Raw genomic sequence first — 20,181 nt, 5'->3', positions numbered from 1 at the left:
GCCACGCGAAAACAACCGTTTCCAAAAACCATTTTCATTTTTCCGCTTTTGCATGCGGAATGCGCATCAGGCCGGCGGCTCGGTGCTCAGCAACGCCTCTTCGATCGCGGCGGGCGTCAGGTCCGGCGCCAGCTTGCCGACGAACTCGTACAGGTGGCGCGGCCAGTACGCGCCGCGCCGGGCCAGCGCGTAGACGATGCTGGTCGGGAACAGGTGGTCCACCGGGCGCGCGTCGAGCTTGCGGTCGCGCGTGCGGGAATAGGCGATCAGCGGGATGACGGCCAGGCCCACGCCGGTGGCCGCATAGCTTTTCATGATCTCCACGTCGGTGCCGCGCATGGCGATCTTGGGCGACAGGCCGGCGGCGGCGAAGGCTTCGTTCACCCGCCGGCCGATGGCGTGCTGTTCGCTGTAGGTGATGAGCGGGTGGCGGGCAATGGCCTCCAGTGTCAAGGGCGACGTCTCGAACACGGGATGGCCGCGCTCACCGATCAGCACGTGCTTGAGCTGGTAGCAGGGGATGGTGGCCAGCGAAGGCGGCAGGATCTGCGGCGCGGTGGACAGGCCCAGGTCGACTTCGCCGGTGGCCACCAGGTCGGCGATCTCGGACGGCGTGGCCTGGACCAGGTGCAGGCCCACGCCCGGGTGGCGCCGGGTGAAGCCCGGCACGATGTCCTGCAGCGCGTAGCGGGCGTGCGTGTGCGTGGTGGCGATGGCCAGCCGGCCGCCGGCCTCGCGCCGGTGGTCGGCCACGATCAGCGAGATATCCTCGGTCGCCGCCAGGATGCCGCGCATGCATTGCAGCACCTGCCGGCCCACGTCGGTCAGCCCCAGGATGCGGCTCTTGGCGCGAATCAGCAGCGCCACGCCCAGGCTGTCCTCCAACTGGCCGATCTGCTTGCTGACCGCCGACTGGGTGGTGTGCAGGGCCCGCGCCGCCCGCGACACGCTCATGTCATGGTCGATGACGGCGCAGAAGGCGCGCACTTGCTGGAGTTTCATGGGGTATTCCAGGAGTACGTTTCCAAAATGGAATAGACATCCGCAATTTATCATTTCTCGGAAACGAGGGGTGGGTCTACGATGGGCGCCGTACTACAGAACTCCAGCGAGACACCATCGTGACCTCCGACACCATGCCCGCGGCACTCGACGCGTTGCAAGCCTGGGTGGGCCGCAGCGAGACGAACGCCGACGTCGTCACCCCCCAACTGGCCGAACGCCTGTCGGCCACCATCGAGTCCTCGCGCGGCGCCGCGTTCGCCCGGGGCGCCGAATTCCCGCAGATGTGGTATAGCGTGCTCTTCCCGCGCGTCGTGCCGCGCTCCCAGCTCGGCCGCGACGGCCATCCGGCGCTGGGCGACTTCCTGCCGCCCGTGCCGCTGCCCAAGCGCATGTTCGCCGGCAAGCGCATCCAGTTCGTCGCGCCCATCCGCATCGGCGACGAACTCGAGCGGGTGTCCACCATCGCCTCGATCACCCCCAAGCAGGGCAGTTCCGGACCGCTGGTGTTCGTTACCGTGCGCCACGTCGTCAGCAATGCCGCCGGCACCGTGGTGGTCGAGGAGCAGGACGTGGTCTACCGCGACAGCACCCTGGCCAAGGACGGCGGCGCGGCCAAGGCTGCCGCCGCGCCCGCCTTCGAGGCCCTGCACCGGTCCGACACCATCGTGGCCGATGCCGTGATGATCTTCCGCTACAGCGCGCTGTGCTTCAACGGCCACCGCATCCACTACGACCAGCCCTATGCCACCCAGGTCGAAGGCTATCCCGGCCTGGTGGTCAACGGCGGCCTGGGGGCGCTGTGCGCCGCCGAGCACCTGCACGAGGCCTGGGGCGGCGCGCGCCTGTCGAGCCTGACCACCCGCAATACCTCGCCGCTGTTCGAGGGCGTGCCCTTCCGCGTCGAGAGCCGCGCGGGCGAAGCGCCCGGCGCGATCGAGTTCCGCGTCGTGACCGAAGCGGGCAAGACCACGCTGCAAGGCTCGGCCACGAAGGAGTCGGCATGACGGCATCCGTATCGCAGCAGGCGGGCCGCGCGCCGCTGGAAGGCCTGCGCATCGTCGACCTGACGCAGGTGGTGGTGGGGCCCTACGCGACGCAGTTCCTGGCGGACTTCGGCGCCGAGGTCATCAAGATCGAGCATCCCTCGGGCGATCTGGCGCGCTGGATAGGCGGGCGTTCTCCCACGCCCGGCATGGCGGCGAAATACCTGCACCTGAACCGCAACAAGAAGAGCCTGGCGCTGGACCTGAAGAAACCCGGCGCGCTCGATGCCCTGAAGAAGCTGATCGCGTCGGCCGACGTGGTGGTGCACAACATGCGGCCGTCGGCGGCGGCGCGCCTGGGCCTGTCGGCCGAGGACCTGATCCGGCTCAAGCCCGACCTGATCTATTGCAGCGTGGTGGGCTTCGGCCAGGAAGGTCGCTACCGCGACAAGCCCGCCTACGATTCCATCATCCAGGGCGCCTCGGGCCTGGCTGCCATCAACAACGGCGGCGACGGCCAGCCGCGTTTCGTGCCCATGGTCATCGCCGATCGTACCGTGGGGGTGATGGTGGCCAACAGCATCCTGATGGCGGTGGTGCAGCGGTTGCGGCACGGCGGCCCGCAAGTGGTCGAGGTGCCCATGTTCGAGAGCATGACCGCCTTCGTGCTGGCCGAGCACATGTTCCTGAAGACCTTCGATCCGCCGCTGGGCGCCACCGGCGACTCGCGCCTGCTGGACCCCAATTCGCGGCCGGTCCGCACCGCCGACGGCTATATCTGCGTGACCGCCAATACCGACGCGCAAGTCTTCGCGATGTTCGAGGCGATGGGCCGCCCCGAGTTGCGGACCGATCCGCGCTTTGCCGAGAAACGCGCCCGTTTCGAGAACATCGGCGAGATGTTCCGCATCCGCAACGAGGTGTTCGCGACGCGGACCACGGCCGAATGGCTGGAGATCCTGGAGGCCGCCGACATTCCCGCGATGCCGCTGCACACGCTGGATTCGGTGCTGGACGATCCGCACCTGGCCGACACGGGGCTGTTCCAGAAGGTCGAGCATCCCACCGAAGGCACGATCACCAACCTGCGCAATCCGGTCCGTTTCTCGACCTACGAGCCGGCTCTCAAGTGGCCCGCGCCGCACATCGGCGAGCACAGCATCGAACTGTTGCGCGACGCCGGCCTGGGCGAGGAGGACATCCAGGCCATGGTGGCCAGCGGCGCCACGGTCGATCACGCCGCCACGCGGGAGGAGGCACGATGACGAGCATGGCCGAACAAGCCAGGCAGCGCGAGCTGCCGGTCTGGCGATCGCTGCTGTATGTGCCGGCGAACGTGCCGCGCTTCATCGAGAAGGCGCACACCCGCGGCGCGGATGCCATCATGCTCGACCTCGAGGACAGCGTGCCGGCTTCCGAGAAAGCCGTGGCGCGCGAAGCGGTCGCGGCCGCCGCCGCGCAGGTGCGGCGCGGCGGGGCCGACGTGCTGGTGCGGGTGAACCGCCCGCTCGGCCTGTGCGTGCGCGACGTCGAGGCCAGCGTGGGCGCGGACGTGGACGGGATCGCCATCACCAAGGTGGACGGCCCGTCGCACGTGCGGCTGCTGGACGAACTGGTGACCGAGCTGGAGGCGGACCGTGGCCTGGCCATGGGACACACCCGTTTCCTGGTCATGATCGAGACGCCCGAGGCGTTCGAGGAGATGACCGACATCGCCCGCGCCTCGCCGCGCGTGGCGGCCATCAACATAGGGGGCGAGGACTTCGCCCTGAACGGCGGCTTCGAGCCCACCGACGAGGCGCTGCTGATGCCCAAGCAGCGAATGATCCTGGCGGCGCGCGCCGCCGGCGTCATGCCGCTGGGCTATATCGGCACCGTGGCCGATTTTTCCGACTGGGACCGGTTCCGCGCCATGGTCAGGCGCTCGCGCCAGTTCGGTTTCGACGGCGCGAGCTGCGTGCATCCGGGGCAGGTCGCCATCGTCAACGAGGAGTACGGGCCGCGGCCCGAGGACGTCGCGCATGCCGCGCGCGTCATCGAGGCGGCGGAGCAGGCGCAGGCCGAAGGCCGCGCGTCGTTCCAGCTGGACGGCAGGATGATCGACATTCCGGTCATCGAACGGGCCCGAAGGCTGATCGCGCGCCAGCGGCGCATCGAGGCCCGGGGCGCCCGTCCCTGAGCCACGGGGCGGCGGGCTCGCCGCCCATATATCAATACACACAGGAGACCCATCGTCATGTTCAAGCAAGTCGTCACCTCGGCCATCGTCTGCGCCGCTTTCGCCGCTCCGCTGCATGCGGCCGACAACTATCCGTCCCGGCCCATCACCCTGGTCGTCCCGTTCACGCCGGGCGGCAGCACCGACATCATCGCGCGCGTCATGAGCAAGCAGCTGGGCGCGGCGCTCGGCCAGCCCATCGTGGTCGAGAACAAGCCCGGCGCGGGCGGCATCGTGGGCACGCAGTACGCCAAGTCGCAGCCGGCCGATGGCTACACCCTGATCATGGGCGCCATCGGCACCTTCGGCGCCAATGCCACGCTGTATCGCCGCCTGCCCTACGATCCGGTGAAGGATTTCGCCCCGATCTCGCTGGTGGCCGGCGTGCCCAACGTGCTGGCGGTCAACCCGGCCAAGCTGGACGTGCGCACGGTGGACGAACTGATCAAGGCCGTGCGCGCCAAGCCCAACGGCTACGACTACGCCTCGGGCGGCAACGGCAGCGCGGCCCACCTGGCCACCGAATACTTCAAGCTCAAGGCCAACATCCAGATCCAGCACGTGCCCTACAAGGGAACGGCGCCCGCGCTGAACGACCTGGTCGGCGGCGTGACTTCGCTGGTGCTGACCGGCTATCCGCCGCTTGCGCCGTTCTTCCAGGCCGGCCGCCTGCGCCCCATCGCCGTGGCCACCGCCAAGCGCCTGCCGCAATTGCCCGACGTGCCGACCATCAGCGAGACCAAGGGCCTCGAAGGTTTCGAGGCCAGCCAGTGGTATGGCCTCCTGACCATCGCGGGCACGCCCAAGCCCATCGTGGATCGCTTGAACAAGGAGATCGTGGCGGTGCTGAAGAATCCGGAAACCCTGGAGCAGTTCCGCAAGGAAGGGCTGGAGCCGATGTACAACACGCCCGAGGAATTCGGCCAGTACATCAAGGACCAGATCCAGCTCTGGCGGCCGGTCATCCAGAAGGCCAACATCATCATCGACTGATGGCCCGCGGGCGGCCCGGATGTTCTTCGGGCCGCCCTTCGCGCATTACTGCTTGAGGTTGAGCTTGGGCACCAGGGTCTTGAAGGCCTGGCCCTGCCTGGCCACGTCGGACGAGAACTCGGACAGGTCGGCGTAGGCCGGCGTCAGGTTCTGCTTGCGCATGGTGGTCTGGAACTCGGTCGACTGCGACAGGGTCCGGGCCGCCGCGCGCCATTTCTCCACCGCCTCGGCGGGGGTGCCCTTGGGGACCCCCACGCCGCGCCACACGCTGAACAGCAGGTCGTGGCCCAGTTCCTTGAAGGTCGGAACCTGGCTCAGCGTCTCGATCCGCTTCTCCGACATCACCGCTAGCGTGCGCAGCTTGCCGGTTTCCACATGCTGGCGCAGTTCCGCGTAGGCCACCGTGGTGGCCTGCACGTCGCCCGACAGCAGGCCCATGATGGCCGGCGCCGATCCCTGGTAGGGGACGTGCGTGAACGCGATGTCCACCGATTCTCCCAGCGCCGCGGCCGCCATGTGCGGCACCGTGCCGTTGCCGGCGTTCGAGATCGCGACGCGGCCGGGGTTGGCCTTGGCATAGGCCAGGAACTCCTGGATGGTGTGCCACGGCGCGTCGGCGCGTACCGTGATCGACGACGGATCGTCGGTGAAGCGGGCGATGGGCTGGAATTCGTCCACGCTGGTCTTGCCTATGCCCATCAGCGGCACGACCAGCATCTCCGGCGTCATGAGGACCAGGCGGTACCCGTCGGCCGGGCCGGTGGCCACGTAGGACCAGCCGATAGAGCCGCTGGCGCCGGGCTTGTTGACCACGTAGACGGACTGCGGAAAGATGGGGCGCACCGCGTCGGCGATGGCACGGGCGGTGTTGTCGCTGCCGCCGCCGGGTTGGTAGGCGACGACGAGCTCCACGGGCTTGGTCGGATAGCCGGCGGCCCAGGACGAAGCCAGCATGGACAGGCTGGCAAGCGAGGCGCAAAGCAGGCGGGCGAGGTTCATGGTGCGGTCCTTCTGCTGTGGGAAAGCCCCCGGTGGCGCCAGGCGCCTTGGGGGCGGGGGAGTCAGTAGTCGTATCCCAGCCGGCGCAGGCCGGCCTGGGTCTCGCGGACGATGGCGATGGTGCGTTCCCGTTCGGCGCCCGACAACGGGAGCCGGGGCGGCTTGACGGTTTCCGCTGTGCCGTCGATCAGGTGCTCGGCCAGCTTGATGTGCTGCACCAGCTTGACCACGGTATCCAGGTGATAGAGCGGCGTCAGCACGTGATACAGCTGGCGGGCCTTGTCGAAGTCCCCCGCCGCGGCCAGCGCGAGCAGGTCCACGGATTCGCGCGGCACCGCGTTGGCCATGCCCGACACCCAGCACCGGACGCCCAGCGCGGCGCTTTCGACCACCAGGTCGTCGACGCCGCAGACCACGGCCAGGCGATCGCCGAAGCGGGTGATGAGATCGGTGACGCGCGTGGTGTCGTAGGACTCTTCCTTGAGCGCGACGATGGTGGGCTCTTCCAGCAGGCGGGCCACCACGTCGGGCGTGAGATCCACGCCGTAGCCGCGGGGATTGTTGTAGAGCAGGATGGGCAGGGGCGAGGCCTGCGCCACCGTCCGGTAGAAGGCCACGGTCTCGTCGGCATCCGACTTGTAGGTCAGGCCGGGGAACACCATCAGGCCGTCCACGCCCAGCGCGTGGGCGTCGCGGGCGAAGGCGGCGGCCCGCTCGGTGCTGGTCTCGGCCACGCCGGAGAGCACCGGCACGCGCCCCTTCACCGTATCCAGCGCGATGCGCAGCACTTCCTGCTTTTCCCGGGGCGACAACTGCGCGTTCTCGCCCACCATGCCCATCATCAGCACGCCGTTCACGCCGCGGGCGATGAGGCGTTCCAGGCCGGCGCGGATGGCGTCGGCATCCAGTGAATAGTCGGGCTTGAGCTTGGTCGTGACGGCGGGAAACACGCCTTGCCATCGGATGGTCATGCGGACACTCCTTGGAATCTTTCGAGGATATTGACTACTTTATATTGGATCCAATTTGAAAGTCTACGAAAAACGGCCATGAAGGCCGTCATCAGCCAACGGTAGATGACCGGTGGCTGTTGGATAGTGGATCCAATATACTTCTATTTAAACCCCCGTGTCCGTGGCGCGTCTGTCGGGGTTTACCTGGACCCCGTCATCTCTGCCTTCGCCATGCCCAGAAACGACCTGCCCCCGTCTTCCCCTCCCGCCCGGCCGTCCTCCGGCAACCGGCTCGTGCGCCGGACCACGTCCGAACTGGTGGCCGAGGCGCTGCGCGACCGCATCCTGTCGGGGGCGATCCCTCCCGGCTCGCCGCTGCGCCAGGAATTGCTGGCCGACGAATTGGGCGTGAGCCGGATTCCGGTCCGCGAAGCCATCCGCCAGCTCAGCGCCGAGGGCCTGGTGGACGCCATTCCCCACCGGGGGGCCTTCGTCTCCATGCTGTCGCGCGCCGAGGTCGAGGAATTGTTCGACATTCGCCTGCGCCTGGAGCCCTGGCTGATCCACGAGGCGGCCGCGCGGATATCGGAAGAGGAACTGGCGCGGGCCGAACAATGCGTGGCGCGCATGGACACGGCGGGGCCCGATCAGTGGGGCCAGTTGAACTGGCAATTGCACGAAGGCCTGTACCGGGCGGCCCAGCGGCCGGCCGCCCTGGCCATCGTGCGCGGCCTGCACGAGAAGTCCGAGCGCTATTTCCGCTTCCAGGTGGTCAACGCCCCGATCCGGCAGCAGGCCCACCAGGAGCACCTGGCCCTGGTCTCGCTGTGCCGCGAGCGCCGGGCCGACGAGGCCCGATCGGTGCTGGAGCGCCACATCGGCGACGCCGCGGGGCAGATCCTGGCCATCGTCGAGCGCCTGCTGGACCAGGCGCCGGGCCGCGAGCCGGCGTAGCGGGAGCGGTGCGACTACAATGCGCAGGCCGTGGCCGGTCGCGCACGCACCGGCGCCGCGATTTTCCATCATCCAGTCCTTCATGCCGCCGCAGCCTCTTTCGTCACCGACTCCCTCGTCCCGCTCAGGAAGCATCGTCGTCTGCGCGTCGCTCGTGCTGTTGTTCGCGATGGGCGTGCGCGCGACCTTCGGCCTGTTCATGCAGCCCATGGGGCTGGTCCACGGCTGGGGGCGCGACGTGTTCTCGCTCGCCTTCGCCATCCAGAACCTGGTGTGGGGCGTCTCGGCCATCCTGATGGGATCGGTGGCCGACAAGTGGGGGTCGGGCCGGACCATCGTCGCATCGGCGCTGTTGTGCGCGCTGGGCCTGGTCGGCACGCGCTACGCCGGGTCCGAGGCCATGCTGTACCTGTGCGCCGGCGTGCTGGTCGGACTGGGGCAGGCCGGCACGACATTCGCCGTGCTGCTGCCGGTGGTGGCGCGCGCCGTGCCGCCCGAGGGCCGCAGCACCGCGATGGGCATCGCCAGCGCGGGCGGCTCCATGGGGCAGTTCGTGGTCGTGCCCGCCGGGCAATTGCTGATCGATCATTTCGACTGGACCGGCGCGCTGTGGGCGCTGTCGGCGCTGATGCTGCTGGCGCTGCCGCTGGCCACGCGGCTGACGGGCAAGCCGGCGCATGTCGCCGGCGCGCAGTCGCTGGGCGCGGCGGTACGCCAGGCCATGGGGCACGGTTCCTACCACTTCCTGTTCTGGAGTTACGCGGTCTGCGGCTTCCACACGGCCTTCATCACGCTGCATCTGCCGGCCTTCGTGGTGGACGGCGGCCTGAAGGCCTCGGACGGCGCGCTGGCCATCGCGCTCATCGGCCTGTTCAACGTGTTCGGCTCGTACTGGGCCGGCCGGATGGGCGGCCGCCACAGCAAGAAGCACCTGCTGGCGCTGCTGTACGCGACGCGCTCGGCGGCGATCATGCTGCTGATCCTGCTGCCGCTGACGCCGGCGGTGCTGTATGCGTTCTCGGCCTTGATCGGGCTGGTCTGGCTGGGGACCGTGCCGTTGACCACCGCGCTGGTAGGACATATCTACGGCATGCGCTATGCGTCGACCCTGACCGGTATCGTATTCTTCGGCCACCAGATCGGCAGCTTCGTCGGTGTCTGGCTAGGCGGCAAGCTGTACGTCGCCACCGGCAGCTACGATGCGGTCTGGTGGATTTCGGTCGCGCTCGGTCTGGTCGCGGCGGCGCTGTGTATGCCCGTGCGCGAGCGCGCATTGGTGCCGGCATGAACACGGCCGGGAACAGGAGGCAGGTCCATGGCCGATCGCAACCGGCAGGGGCAATCCGGGAGGCGCGGGCGCGCCTGGCGGGCGGTCCTTGCCTATGCTTTGCTTGGCACCGTGCTTGCGGTAGCCTTCCTGGGCTATTTGCGCCCGCAACTCGTCGTCGGATGGGAAGGGCTCATGGCCCTGTGCGGCCTGTGACCGCCACCCGCCGGGCAAGGCAGGGGTGCCCAAAAAATGGGCGTGCCACGCCGGCCCGCATGGCCAGGCCCTCCGTCCGTAAAATACCCTTCATTTTCCACAGTCGCTGGGGATAACTTGGCCACTCGCTACAACGAAGCTTCCATCCGGGTGCTGAAGGGGCTGGAGCCCGTCAAGCAGCGCCCGGGCATGTACACCCGAACCGAAAACCCCCTGCACATCGTGCAGGAGGTGATCGACAACGGCGCCGACGAGGCGCTTGCCGGCTACGGCAAACATCTGCAGGTCACCCTGCACGCCGACGGCAGCGTGACCGTCGAGGACGAGGGCCGCGGCATTCCCGTCGGCCTGCACCCCGAGGAAAACGCGCCGGTCGTCGAACTGGTCTTCACCCGCCTGCACGCCGGCGGCAAGTTCGACAAGCAGGGCGGCGGCGCCTATTCGTTCTCCGGCGGCCTGCACGGCGTCGGCGTCTCGGTCACCAACGCGCTGTCGTCGCGCATGGAAGTCACGGTCTGGCGCGACGGCGCGGCCCACCGGCTGGTGTTCCAGCACGGCGACGTGGTCGAGGAACTGGCGCAGGTGTCCGATCCCGCCCGCAAGAAGAGCGGCACGCGCGTGCGCTGCTGGCCGGACCCCAAGTATTTCGACAGCGGCACGATCCCCATGGGCGAGCTGTCGCGCCTGTTGCGCAGCAAGGCCGTGCTGCTGCCCGGCGTGAAGGTCACGCTGCGGGTCGAGAAAACCGGCGAGACCCAGACCTGGCTGTACGAGCAGGGCCTGCGCGGCTACCTGACCGAGGCGCTGGCCGGCGCCGAACTGCTCATTCCCTTGTTCGAAGGCGAGCAGTACGCCGGCGGCGACAACGAGAACTTCGCCGAGGGCGAGGGCGCGCAGTGGGTGGTGGCCTGGACCGAGGACGGCAACGTCGTGCGCGAGTCCTACGTCAACCTGATCCCGACGCCGGCCGGCGGCACGCACGAGGCCGGGCTGCGCGACGGCCTGTTCAACGCGGTCAAGGGTTTCGTCGAACTGCACAACCTCAGTCCCAAGGGCGTCAAGCTGCTGCCCGAGGACGTGTTCGCGCGCGCCAGCTTCGTGCTGTCGGCCAAGGTGCTCGACCCGCAGTTCCAGGGCCAGATCAAGGAACGACTGAACAGCCGCGACGCGGTGCGCCTGGTGGGCGGGTTCTCGAAGCCGGCGCTGGAGCTGTGGCTGAACTCCCACGTCGAATACGGCAAGAAGCTGGCCGAGCTGGTCATCCGCCAGGCGCAGTCGCGCGTGCGGGCCACGCAGAAGGTCGAGAAGCGCAAGAGCTCGGGCGTGGCCGTGCTGCCCGGCAAGCTGACCGATTGCGAAAGCAGCGACGCCTCCCGCACCGAGGTCTTCCTGGTCGAGGGCGACTCGGCGGGCGGTTCGGCCAAGATGGGGCGCGACAAGGAATTCCAGGCCATCCTGCCGCTGCGCGGCAAGGTGCTCAACGCCTGGGAGGTCGAGCGCGACCGCCTGTTCGCCAACAACGAGATCCACGACATCGCGGTGGCGATCGGCGTCGATCCCCATGGCGCGGGCGACGATCCCGACCTGTCCGGGCTGCGCTACGGGCGCGTCTGCATCCTGTCCGACGCGGACGTGGACGGATCGCACATCCAGGTGCTGCTATTGACGCTGTTCCTGCGGCATTTCCCCAAGCTGGTCGAGGCCGGGAACGTGTACGTGGCGCGCCCGCCGCTGTTCCGCGTGGATGTGCCGGCCCAGGGCAAGCGCCCGCCGCGCAAGCTCTATTGCCTGGACCAGGGCGAGCTGACCGCGGTCGAGGACAAGCTGCGCAAGGAAGGCGTGCGCGAAGGGTCCTGGAGCATCAGCCGTTTCAAGGGCCTGGGCGAAATGAGCCCCGAGCAGCTTTGGGAAACCACGATGAACCCCGACACCCGCCGCCTGCTGCCGGTCACCTACGGCGAACTCGGCGCGGACGAGACCACGCGCATGTTCGACATGCTGATGGGCAAGGGTGAGGCCGCGCAGCGGCGCTCGTGGCTGGAAGAGAAAGGCGACCTCGCCGAGGTGGATATTTGATGACGGACGAACAACAACCCGGCCTGTTCGAGCGGCCGGGCGGCGACGCTGCGATCACGCTGGCGCGCTATGCGGAACAGGCTTATCTGGATTACGCGGTATCGGTGGTCAAGGGCAGGGCGCTGCCGGACGTCAGCGACGGCCAGAAGCCGGTGCAGCGGCGCATCCTGTATGCCATGCAGGCCATGGGGCTGGGCGCGAACGCCAAGCCCGTGAAGTCGGCCCGCGTGGTGGGCGACGTGCTGGGCAAGTACCATCCCCACGGCGACCAGGCGGCCTATGATGCGCTGGTGCGCATGGCGCAGTCGTTCTCGCTGCGCTATCCGCTCATCGACGGACAGGGCAACTTCGGCTCGCGCGACGGCGACGGCGCCGCGGCCATGCGCTACACCGAGGCGCGGCTCACGCCCATCGCCCGGCTGCTGCTGGACGAGCTGGACGAAGGCACGGTCGACTTCATTCCCAACTACGACGGCTCGTACCAGGAGCCCAGGCAACTGCCGGCGCGCCTGCCCGTGGTGCTGCTGAACGGCGCCTCGGGCATCGCGGTGGGCATGGCCACCGAGATCCCGCCGCACAACCTGCGCGAAGTGGCGCAGGCCGCGGTGGCGCTGCTGAAGAATCCCAGGATCGCCGACGACGAGCTCTACGGCCTGCTGCCCGGACCCGATTATCCCGGCGGCGGCCAGATCATCACGCCGCGGTCCGAGATCGCCCAGATACTCGGCACGGGCCGCGGCTCGATCAAGGTGCGCGCGCGCTGGAAGTTCGAGGAAATGGCGCGCGGCCAGTGGCAACTGGTGGTCACCGAACTGCCGCCGTCGACCTCCGGCCAGAAGGTGCTGGAAGAGATCGAGGAACTCACCAATCCCAAGGTGAAGGCGGGCAAGAAAAGCCTCTCGAACGAACAACAGCAGACCAAGGCGGCCTTGCTGAGCCTGCTCGACGCGGTGCGCGACGAGTCGGGCAAGGACGCGGCCGTGCGGCTGGTATTCGAGCCCAAGACCTCGCGCGTGGACCGCGACGAGTTCGTCAACACGCTGCTGGCCCATACGTCCATGGAAAGCAGCGCGCCCATCAACCTGGTGGCGGTGGGCAACGACGGGCGGCCGCGCCAGAAGTCCATGCGCGAGATCCTGGACGAGTGGCTCGTCTTCCGCACCCAGACCGTCACGCGGCGTTCGCGCCATCGCCTGGACAAGGTGCTGGACCGCATCCATGTGCTGGAAGGCCGCATGGTGGTCTACTTGAACGTGGACGCGGTGATCAAGGTCATCCGCGAGTCGGACGAACCCAAGCCCGCGCTGATGCAGGCCTTCAAGCTGTCCGAGCGCCAGGCCGAGGACATCCTGGAGATGCGCCTGCGGCAGCTGGCGCGCCTGGAAGGCTTCAAGATCGAGCAGGAACTGAAGGACCTGAAGGACGAGCAGGGCAAGCTCGAGGAACTGCTGGCCAATCCGAATTCGCTCAAGCGGCTGATCGTCAAGGAAATCGAAGCCGACGCCAAACAGTACGGCGATGATCGCCGCACGCTGATCGAAGCGGCCGAGCGCGCCACCGTCGAGGCCAAGGTCATCGACGAGCCGGTCACCGTCATCGTGTCGCAGAAGGGGTGGCTGCGGGCCCGCCAGGGCCACGGCCACGATGCCAGCCTGTTCACGTTCAAGGCGGGCGATGCGCTGTACGGCGCGTTCGAATGCCGGACCACCGATACGCTGATCGCGCTGGGCAGCAACGGTCGCGTCTATTCGGTGGCCGTCAGCGCGCTGCCGTCGGCGCGCGGCGATGGCGTGCCGGTGACCACGCTGATCGACCTGGAAGCCGGATCCCGCATCCTGCACATGATCGCGGCGGCCCCCGAAAGCCGGTGGCTGCTGGCCACCGAGCGCGGCGTCGGCTTCGTCACCCGCCTGGGCGACATGGCCACGCGCCAGCGTGGCGGCAAGCAATTCATGACGCTGGACGAGGGCGACAGCCCGCTGCGGCCCGTGCCGGTGTTCGACGGCGCCGATTCGCTCGCGCTGCTGACCGACAAGGGCCGTTTCCTGGTGTTCGGCCTGGCCGAGGTCAAGGCGCTGTCCTCGGGCGGTCGCGGCACGGCGCTGATGGACATCGATCCCAAGGACACCCTGGCCCAGGTGGTGCCGGTCGGGCCGGCGGGGCTGCGGATCACGGGCATCTACCGCAACAAGCCGCATGAAGAGATCCTGTCCGGCGGCGGACTGGCGGTCTACGTCGGCAAGCGGGCCCGCAAGGGCCGGCTGCTGGACGCCAAGCCCAAGCAGCCCGTGCTGTCGCCGGTGCTGTAAGGCCATGATGCGGCGGGGGCTGGCGGCGGTCCTGGCGACCTGCGCGGTGGCGGGGTGCTCCCCCGTCAACCCGTACTACGATGCCGCCCAGCCGCACCATACGCCGCATGGATTCCGCAACCTGTATTCGTATGCCCAGCCGGGCACGCTGGACTTCTGGCGCTGGCAGTTCGACCGGTGGGCGCAGGGCCTGCCGCCGCCTCCGACGGAGTCCCTGTCGCCGGTCGTGGCGGACACCGCCTGGCTGAAGGAGGCCTCGCCGGACGTGCGGGTCAGCTGGGTCGGGCATTCCACGCTGCTGGTGCAGCTGGGCCGCTTCAACCTGTTGACCGATCCGGTGTTCTCCGAACGCGCCTCGCCCTTCGGGTTCATGGGGCCCAAGCGCCACCAGCCACCCGGCGTCGCGCTGGCCGACCTGCCGCACATCGATGCCGTGGTGATCTCGCACAACCACTACGACCACCTGGATTTCGCCTCGGTCAAGGCGCTGGCGGCGCAGCCCGGCGGTCCGCCCGTCTTCATGGTGCCCCTGGGCGTGGACGTCTGGTTCCGCCAGAACGTGCCCGAGGCCACCGACTTGCGGCCGCTGGACTGGTGGGGCCAGACGGTGGTGGGCGATGCCATCCTGACGCTGCTGCCCGTGCAGCACTGGAGCGCCCGCACGCCCTTCGACCGGAACGTTTCGTTGTGGGGCGCCTGGGCGGTCCGGACGCGCGAGCCCGCGTTCAACTTCCTGTTCGGCGGCGACTTCGGCTATTCCAAGGACATCGCCGCCATAGGCGAACGCATGGGGCCTTTCGACCTGGCGGCGCTGCCGATAGGCGCCTATGCGCCGCGCTGGTTCATGCGCGGCCATCACATGAATCCCACCGAGGCCGTGCAGGCGCATCGCGACCTGGGTGCCAGGGCTTCCGTCGCCATCCACTGGGGCACGTTCGAGCTGACCGACGAGGCGCTGGACCAGCCTCCCCGGGACCTGGCGCGGGCACGCCGCTACGCGGGCGTCGCCCCCGACGAGTTCTTCGTGATGCACCACGGCGAGAGCCGGGTCTGGCGCGATGGCCGCTGGCTGATCCGCGCTCCGACTGATTGACCCCCCCCTACGCGCTTACGCGCGCAAGGGAAGCCCACCCCCTACGCCCTTCGGGCACCCCCTTAAGGAGGCGATGCGGGTGGACCGGCGGAGCCGGATCCACCGCATCCTGGGCCTGGGTTGTTTGTCTTGGTGGGCAGGGGAATGTTGTGCGGAATCGGCATTTGTCTTGATTTGGTCATTGAGGCGCTGTATAAAAAACCAGTGAAAGATAGCGATAGGCAATCCATTCAGGAGAAAACTGTGGCTCATCTGGTTCTCGCGCTCGATGTCGCCGGCACGCCGGTGCACTGGGTGGATATCGAAAAAGCCATCTGCCTGCACGTGGCGGGAAGGGTGGCATGGGAACTGGGGGACACCACCGTCACCTACCGCGGGGGCACGAACCGGCTGACCGGGCAGGTGTCCACCGTCAGCACCGCCAGCATCATCGCCGTGCGCGGCCGCGAGTTCCGCGGCGACCGTTCCGCCTCCATCAGCATCAGCCGTGAACGCCTGTTCTCGCGCGACATGCACGTCTGCGCCTATTGCGGCGGCTGTTTCCCCGAGTCCGAACTGACCATCGAGCACGTCCGCCCCGAGTCGCGCGGCGGCGCCAATACCTGGGAAAACGTGGTCACGGCCTGCCGCTCGTGCAACCAGCGCAAGGGCAACCGCACCCCCGAGCAGGCCGGCATGCCGCTGCTCTACCTGCCGTACCGGCCCAACCGCTGGGAAGGCATGATCCTGCGCAATCGCCGCATCCTGGCCGACCAGATGGAGTTCCTGCTGGCGGGCGTACCTATCACCAGCAGATTAGGACCCTCCCCTACGCGCTGACGCGCGCCCAGAATGGTGGGCCCCCAGCCGCTACGCGGCAGCCCCCCAAAGGGGGCCGGGACCCGCCTTGGGGCGGCCCGGCGCCGGGACCCGGGGGGCGATGCGGGTGGGGGCTGTTATGCTTGAAAAAGGTGCGCGCGGCCCTATCTACGCCGCGTGAGCTTTTTGCTCCAACCGGACAACTTCCTTTCGTCAACCGCCATGCCTGGCTCGCCTGAACCGTGCGCGCCGGGATGGGCCTTGTTATTGCCATGAGTCAGACCAACACCTCCGAAACCCTGGGCTTCCAGACCGAAGTCAAGCAGTTGCTGCACCTGATGATCCACTCGCTGTACAGCAACAAGGAAATCTTCCTGCGCGAACTGGTCTCCAATGCGTCCGACGCCTGCGACAAGCTGCGTTTCGAGGCCATCGACCGGCCGGAACTGCTGGAAGGCGAGGGCGAGATGGCCATCCGCGTGGGCTTCGACAAGGCCGCGCGGACCATCACGATTTCCGACAACGGCATAGGCATGACGCGGGACGAGGCCATTGCCAACCTGGGCACCATCGCCCGCTCGGGCACGCGGGAGTTCTTCCAGCAGCTGACCGGCGACAAGCAGAAGGATGCGCAACTGATCGGCCAGTTCGGCGTGGGCTTTTATTCGTCGTTCATCGTCGCGCAGAAAGTCACCGTCGTCAGCCGCCGCGCGGGCCAGCCGGCGGACCAGGCGATACGCTGGGAGTCGGCCGGCGACGGCGAGTTCACGATCTCGGCGGCCGAGAAGGCCGGGCGGGGCACGGACATCATCCTGACGCTGCGCGAGGGCGAGGACGACTTCCTGTCGTCGTGGAAGCTGCGCGAGATCCTGCGCCGCTATTCGGACCACATCTCCGTGCCCATCCTGATGAAGAAAGAGGAATGGGACGCCGAGAAATCCGAGCAGGTCACCCGCGACGAGGAAGAGACCGTCAACCAGGCCAGCGCGCTGTGGACGCGCAGCAAGTCCGAGGTCACCGACGAGCAGTACACCGAGTTCTACAAGCACGTGGCGCATGACTTCGAGGCGCCGCTGGCGTGGAGCCACAACCGGGTCGAGGGCCGCAGCGAGTATACGCAGCTGTTGTACGTGCCGCGGCGCGCGCCGTTCGACATGTGGGACCGCAACAGGAAGCACGGGGTCAAGCTGTATGTGAAGCGTGTCTTCATCATGGACGACGCGGAACAGCTGTTGCCGGCCTACCTGCGCTTCGTGCGCGGGGTCATCGATTCGGCCGACCTGCCGCTGAACGTCTCGCGCGAGATCCTGCAGGAAAGCCGTGACGTGCGCGCCATCCGCGAAGGCAGCGCCAAGCGCGTGCTGAGCCTGCTCGAGGACCTGGCCGAGAACCGCAAGGACGATTACGCGACCTTCTGGACCGAGTTCGGCCAGGTGCTCAAGGAAGGCGTGGGCGAGGACGCGACCAACCTGGAGCGCATCCTGAAGCTGCTGCGCTTTGCTTCCACCCAGGACGGCACCCCCGCGCAGACGGTGTCGCTGGCCGACTACGTGGCCCGCATGAAGGAAGGCCAGGACAAGATCTACTACGTCACGGCCGAGACCTTCGCCGCGGCCAGCAGCAGCCCGCACCTGGAAATTTTCCGCAAGAAGGGCATCGAGGTCCTATTGCTCACGGACCGCGTCGATGAATGGATGCTGTCCTTCGTCAACGAGTTCGACGGCAAGCCGCTGGCCTCCATCGCCAAGGGCGGCCTGGACCTGGGCGCGCTGGCAGACGAGGAAGAGAAGAGGCAGCAGGAAGAAGTCTCGGAAGAGCTCAAGCCGGTGGTCGAGCGGCTGAAGGAGGCGCTGGGCGAGGCGGTCAAGGACGTGCGCGTGACCTTCCGCCTGGTCGATTCCCCCGCCTGCGTGGTGGTGGACCAGCAGGACATGAGCCAGCACTTGCAGCGCCTGCTCAAGGCGGCCGGACAGGCCGCGCCCGAGTCGCGCCCCATCCTGGAGATCAACCCGGGCCATCCGCTGATTGCGCGCGTGCGGCAGGCCGGCGATGCCGACTTCGGCCAGTGGGCCCGCTTGCTGCTGGACCAGGCCCTATTGGCCGAGGGCGCGCCGCTGGAGGATCCGGCCGCGTTCGTGCGCAGCATGAACAGCCTGTTGCTGAGCCAGTCCTCTTGAGCCGCAAGGCGCAACGGCCCGGGCCGGACCGGCGGCGCGCCGCCGGCCCCAGCGAGCTCGACGAGCCGACGTTCTCGGAAGAGCAGGGCGTTCGCTACCTGCATTTCGGTAGCCCCTGGATCCAGGGCGCGATGCGGATACGCAGCCCTTTTTCGCTGGAGCTGGAGTACACGCGCCAGATGATGGCGTGGCTGCTGTTCCTCGATCCGCCGCAGGCCGGCGGCGAGCAGGCCATCGGTACGCTGGGGCTGGGCGCGGGATCCCTGACGCGCTTCTGCCTGAAGCACACCGACAGCCTGGTGCGCGTCGTGGAATGGAACCCCAGCGTGACCGCCGCCTGCCGCGCCTATTTCCGCCTGCCCGCCGACAACGAGCGATTCATGGTCACCCATGATGACGCGGGCGCGTGGGTGGAGGACATAGCCAATCGCGGCAGTTGCCGCGCCTTGATGGTGGATTTGTACGACCATGCCGCGCGCGGCCCGGTGCGCGATTCCGTCGAGTTCTATCGCGGCTGCCGGCGGGTGGTCAGCGCCAACGCCAGCCAGGCGGGTGTCGTGACCGTCAACCTGTTCGGCGCGCACGACAGCTACGAACATAACCGCCGCAATCTGGACGAGGCGTTCGAGGGGCGCGTGGCGGTCCTGCCCGAAATCGAGGAAGGCAACCGGGTGGCGATCGCCCTGGCCGGCCCGGCCTTGCGGATCGACGCGCAGGCGCTGCTGGCGCGCGCCGAGGAGGTCGAGAACCGCTACGGCCTGCCGGCGCGCAAATGGGCGCGTTCGCTGGCGCCGGAGCTGGGGCGGTTGTGAGCGCCGCGGCGCAGCCCCAGCTCAGCGGCTTTCCGCCGGTGCTGGCGTCCGACGCCACGGTGCTGCTGCTGGGCAGTTTCCCGGGCGTGGCGTCGCTGAACGTGGGCCAGTACTACGCCCATCCGCGCAACCAGTTCTGGCGCCTGCTGGGCGCCTGCCTGGAGGTCGAGGCACTGCACCTGATGCCCTACGAGGAACGACTGCGCGTTGCCATCCGGCACCGCGTGGGCATCTGGGACGTCGTCGCCAGTTGCCGGCGCCAGGGCAGCCTGGATGCCGCCGTGACCGAGGCCGAGGTCAATCCGCTTGCGGCCTACCTGAAGGAACATGCGCCGCTGCTCGAACGCATCGGCTTCAACGGCGGCCTGTCCTGGAAGCTGGGCCATCATCTGGCCGACTACGGCTACCGCGTGTTCCGGCTGGCTTCTTCGTCGCCGGCGGCCGCGATGTATAGCTTCGAGCAGAAGCTGGAGCAATGGCGGCCCCTGTTCGCATGTCGGTCGTGATTTCCTGCTGCAGCAGGTTGTCCGTCAGGTGGCGGATCTCCTGGATCAGGGCCTTGCTGGCGGTAGACAGCATGGTGTCGCGCCGGTAGGCGACGCCGATCAGGCCCACGCCGCACATCGCCGGGCTCCCGCCCGGGAATCTCATCTCATTCGGCCAGGAGCTTGCGCCGCTTCAGGATGTCCTGGATCTGGTCCAGGCGGCTTTCCGGGTCATCGTCGGCCAGCAGGTGGCGCTGTTGCGGCGGCAGCAGCGGCAGCATTTCCGCCCAGCGGTTCGCGACCCATCCGCATTCGTCCAGCCGGAAGGGCGGCTCGATGGGAAGGCCGGGGCCGGCCGCGCGCTGCTGCTGGAGTTCGGCTATCAGGCGGCCCAGCGTATTGGCCGCGGGCTGCAGGGCAGCCGGGATGGGGACCACGGGGTCGTCGGCCAGCGGCTCGACCTGCCCGACCCAGAGACCGTACTTGCGCTGTTCGCTCGCCACCAGGCGAAAGCGCGTCGTCCCCACGCAGCGCAGTTGCAGCAGGCCCGGCATGGGTGCGTTCCACTGTTCTATCCTCGCCATGGTGCCGAAGTCGGCCAGGACTTCCCTGCCTTCCGGCGTGCGGACCTCGTGGCCGGCCAGGAGCGGCACGACGCCGAACGAGGACTGATCGGCGATGCACTGCTTGATCATGTCCAGGTAGCGGATCTCGAAGATGCGCAAGTGCAGGACGCCCTCGGGATACAGCGCCCGGCCGAGGGGGAAGAGCGGGGTCGTGTTCATGGCGGTAGGCGGTTGGTTGCCCGAGCCTCCAGGATAGCGCGAGGCACTCGCCGCCGCG

18 protein-coding genes are annotated in these 20,181 nt (G+C 68.1%); 14 read left to right on the top strand and 4 right to left on the bottom strand.

The window, feature by feature from the left end; all coding sequences use genetic code 11:
- Window positions 1-66: 66 nt before the first annotated feature.
- Window positions 67-1,002, bottom strand: a complete 936-nt coding sequence (locus R4823_RS20420) for a LysR substrate-binding domain-containing protein (protein WP_087836896.1) — start codon at window positions 1,000-1,002, stop codon at window positions 67-69.
- A gap of 119 nt (window positions 1,003-1,121) precedes the next feature.
- On the opposite strand from R4823_RS20420, the gene R4823_RS20415 reads away from it, so the two are divergent.
- Genes R4823_RS20415 through R4823_RS20400 form a run of 4 tightly spaced genes read left to right on the top strand, consistent with a single transcriptional unit; the run spans window position 1,122 to window position 5,199 of the window.
- Entirely contained in the window at window positions 1,122-2,009 is an 888-nt protein-coding gene (locus R4823_RS20415; RefSeq protein WP_132979410.1) for a MaoC family dehydratase N-terminal domain-containing protein, read from the top strand.
- Window positions 2,006-3,253, top strand: a complete 1,248-nt coding sequence (locus R4823_RS20410) for a CoA transferase (RefSeq protein ID WP_087836894.1) — start codon at window positions 2,006-2,008, stop codon at window positions 3,251-3,253. Before R4823_RS20415 ends, R4823_RS20410 begins: the two co-directional genes overlap by 4 nt.
- A complete protein-coding gene (locus tag R4823_RS20405) occupies window positions 3,250-4,167 on the top strand; it encodes a CoA ester lyase (protein ID WP_243724452.1) in 918 nt (305 codons plus the stop codon). The genes R4823_RS20410 and R4823_RS20405 overlap by 4 nt, the downstream gene beginning before the upstream one ends.
- Before the next feature lie 57 nt (window positions 4,168-4,224).
- Window positions 4,225-5,199: a tripartite tricarboxylate transporter substrate binding protein gene (locus tag R4823_RS20400; RefSeq protein ID WP_087836893.1), complete on the top strand. Its 975-nt coding sequence runs from the start codon at window positions 4,225-4,227 to the stop codon at window positions 5,197-5,199.
- A gap of 45 nt (window positions 5,200-5,244) precedes the next feature.
- Here the strand turns inward: R4823_RS20400 and R4823_RS20395 are convergent, their stop codons facing one another.
- Window positions 5,245-6,198, bottom strand: a complete 954-nt coding sequence (locus tag R4823_RS20395; protein WP_087836892.1) for a tripartite tricarboxylate transporter substrate binding protein — start codon at window positions 6,196-6,198, stop codon at window positions 5,245-5,247.
- Window positions 6,199-6,260: 62 nt separating this feature from the next.
- The gene (locus R4823_RS20390; protein WP_087836891.1) at window positions 6,261-7,169 is read right to left on the bottom strand and encodes a dihydrodipicolinate synthase family protein; all 909 of its coding nucleotides are present in this window, start codon (window positions 7,167-7,169) and stop codon (window positions 6,261-6,263) included.
- A gap of 213 nt (window positions 7,170-7,382) precedes the next feature.
- Between R4823_RS20390 and R4823_RS20385 the strand changes: the two genes are divergently transcribed.
- From R4823_RS20385 to R4823_RS20340, 10 genes are all read left to right on the top strand, one after another.
- The gene (locus R4823_RS20385) at window positions 7,383-8,105 is read left to right on the top strand and encodes a GntR family transcriptional regulator (RefSeq protein ID WP_132979409.1); all 723 of its coding nucleotides are present in this window, start codon (window positions 7,383-7,385) and stop codon (window positions 8,103-8,105) included.
- 82 nt (window positions 8,106-8,187) lie between these two features.
- Window positions 8,188-9,393 carry an MFS transporter gene (locus tag R4823_RS20380; RefSeq protein ID WP_132979408.1) on the top strand — a complete coding sequence of 402 codons (1,206 nt, stop codon included), beginning with the start codon at window positions 8,188-8,190 and terminating at the stop codon, window positions 9,391-9,393.
- A 27-nt stretch (window positions 9,394-9,420) separates the two neighbouring features.
- Window positions 9,421-9,588, top strand: coding sequence for a hypothetical protein (locus R4823_RS20375; protein ID WP_165963071.1), 168 nt, complete (start codon window positions 9,421-9,423; stop codon window positions 9,586-9,588).
- A gap of 117 nt (window positions 9,589-9,705) precedes the next feature.
- Window positions 9,706-11,664, top strand: coding sequence for a DNA topoisomerase IV subunit B (gene parE, locus R4823_RS20370; RefSeq protein ID WP_243724451.1), 1,959 nt, complete (start codon window positions 9,706-9,708; stop codon window positions 11,662-11,664).
- Window positions 11,664-13,973 carry a DNA topoisomerase IV subunit A gene (parC, locus tag R4823_RS20365; protein WP_132979406.1) on the top strand — a complete coding sequence of 770 codons (2,310 nt, stop codon included), beginning with the start codon at window positions 11,664-11,666 and terminating at the stop codon, window positions 13,971-13,973. The genes parE and parC overlap by 1 nt, the downstream gene beginning before the upstream one ends.
- Before the next feature lie 4 nt (window positions 13,974-13,977).
- Window positions 13,978-15,066 (top strand): MBL fold metallo-hydrolase, encoded by a 1,089-nt coding sequence (locus R4823_RS20360; protein ID WP_132979405.1) that lies wholly within the window; start codon window positions 13,978-13,980, stop codon window positions 15,064-15,066.
- A gap of 252 nt (window positions 15,067-15,318) precedes the next feature.
- Window positions 15,319-15,885: an HNH endonuclease gene (locus R4823_RS20355; protein ID WP_243724467.1), complete on the top strand. Its 567-nt coding sequence runs from the start codon at window positions 15,319-15,321 to the stop codon at window positions 15,883-15,885.
- Window positions 15,886-16,136: 251 nt separating this feature from the next.
- Window positions 16,137-18,041 (top strand): molecular chaperone HtpG, encoded by a 1,905-nt coding sequence (gene htpG, locus R4823_RS20350; protein ID WP_338615937.1) that lies wholly within the window; start codon window positions 16,137-16,139, stop codon window positions 18,039-18,041.
- Window positions 18,038-18,853 (top strand): spermidine synthase, encoded by an 816-nt coding sequence (locus R4823_RS20345; protein ID WP_087836884.1) that lies wholly within the window; start codon window positions 18,038-18,040, stop codon window positions 18,851-18,853. The genes htpG and R4823_RS20345 overlap by 4 nt, the downstream gene beginning before the upstream one ends.
- Window positions 18,850-19,359 (top strand): DNA-deoxyinosine glycosylase, encoded by a 510-nt coding sequence (locus R4823_RS20340; RefSeq protein WP_338615936.1) that lies wholly within the window; start codon window positions 18,850-18,852, stop codon window positions 19,357-19,359. The genes R4823_RS20345 and R4823_RS20340 overlap by 4 nt, the downstream gene beginning before the upstream one ends.
- A gap of 146 nt (window positions 19,360-19,505) precedes the next feature.
- Here R4823_RS20340 and R4823_RS20335 read toward each other — a convergent pair whose 3' ends face one another.
- Window positions 19,506-20,123, bottom strand: coding sequence for an LON peptidase substrate-binding domain-containing protein (locus tag R4823_RS20335; RefSeq protein ID WP_338615935.1), 618 nt, complete (start codon window positions 20,121-20,123; stop codon window positions 19,506-19,508).
- Between the last annotated feature and the right edge of the window lie 58 nt (window positions 20,124-20,181).

Origin of the sequence: Pigmentiphaga sp. CHJ604, from assembly GCF_036972535.1 — a bacterium.
Taxonomy (GTDB): Bacteria; Pseudomonadota; Gammaproteobacteria; order Burkholderiales; family Burkholderiaceae_B; genus Pigmentiphaga; species Pigmentiphaga daeguensis.
Note: the sequence above shows the minus strand (reverse complement) of the source record. Positions and strands in the feature narration are given on the sequence as shown.

Excerpts from the sequence above, each read along its gene's own strand:
- R4823_RS20420 (WP_087836896.1), bottom strand. The coding sequence starts at position 1,002 with ATGAAACTCCAGCAAGTGCGCGCCTTCTGCGCCGTCATCGACCATGAC.
- R4823_RS20410 (WP_087836894.1), top strand. The coding sequence starts at position 2,006 with ATGACGGCATCCGTATCGCAGCAGGCGGGCCGCGCGCCGCTGGAAGGC.
- R4823_RS20405 (WP_243724452.1), top strand. The coding sequence starts at position 3,250 with ATGACGAGCATGGCCGAACAAGCCAGGCAGCGCGAGCTGCCGGTCTGG.
- R4823_RS20400 (WP_087836893.1), top strand. The coding sequence starts at position 4,225 with ATGTTCAAGCAAGTCGTCACCTCGGCCATCGTCTGCGCCGCTTTCGCC.
- R4823_RS20395 (WP_087836892.1), bottom strand. The coding sequence starts at position 6,198 with ATGAACCTCGCCCGCCTGCTTTGCGCCTCGCTTGCCAGCCTGTCCATG.
- R4823_RS20390 (WP_087836891.1), bottom strand. The coding sequence starts at position 7,169 with ATGACCATCCGATGGCAAGGCGTGTTTCCCGCCGTCACGACCAAGCTC.
- R4823_RS20385 (WP_132979409.1), top strand. The coding sequence starts at position 7,383 with ATGCCCAGAAACGACCTGCCCCCGTCTTCCCCTCCCGCCCGGCCGTCC.
- R4823_RS20380 (WP_132979408.1), top strand. The coding sequence starts at position 8,188 with ATGCCGCCGCAGCCTCTTTCGTCACCGACTCCCTCGTCCCGCTCAGGA.
- R4823_RS20375 (WP_165963071.1), top strand. The coding sequence starts at position 9,421 with ATGGCCGATCGCAACCGGCAGGGGCAATCCGGGAGGCGCGGGCGCGCC.
- parC (WP_132979406.1), top strand. The coding sequence starts at position 11,664 with ATGACGGACGAACAACAACCCGGCCTGTTCGAGCGGCCGGGCGGCGAC.
- R4823_RS20360 (WP_132979405.1), top strand. The coding sequence starts at position 13,978 with ATGATGCGGCGGGGGCTGGCGGCGGTCCTGGCGACCTGCGCGGTGGCG.
- htpG (WP_338615937.1), top strand. The coding sequence starts at position 16,137 with ATGAGTCAGACCAACACCTCCGAAACCCTGGGCTTCCAGACCGAAGTC.
- R4823_RS20335 (WP_338615935.1), bottom strand. The coding sequence starts at position 20,123 with ATGAACACGACCCCGCTCTTCCCCCTCGGCCGGGCGCTGTATCCCGAG.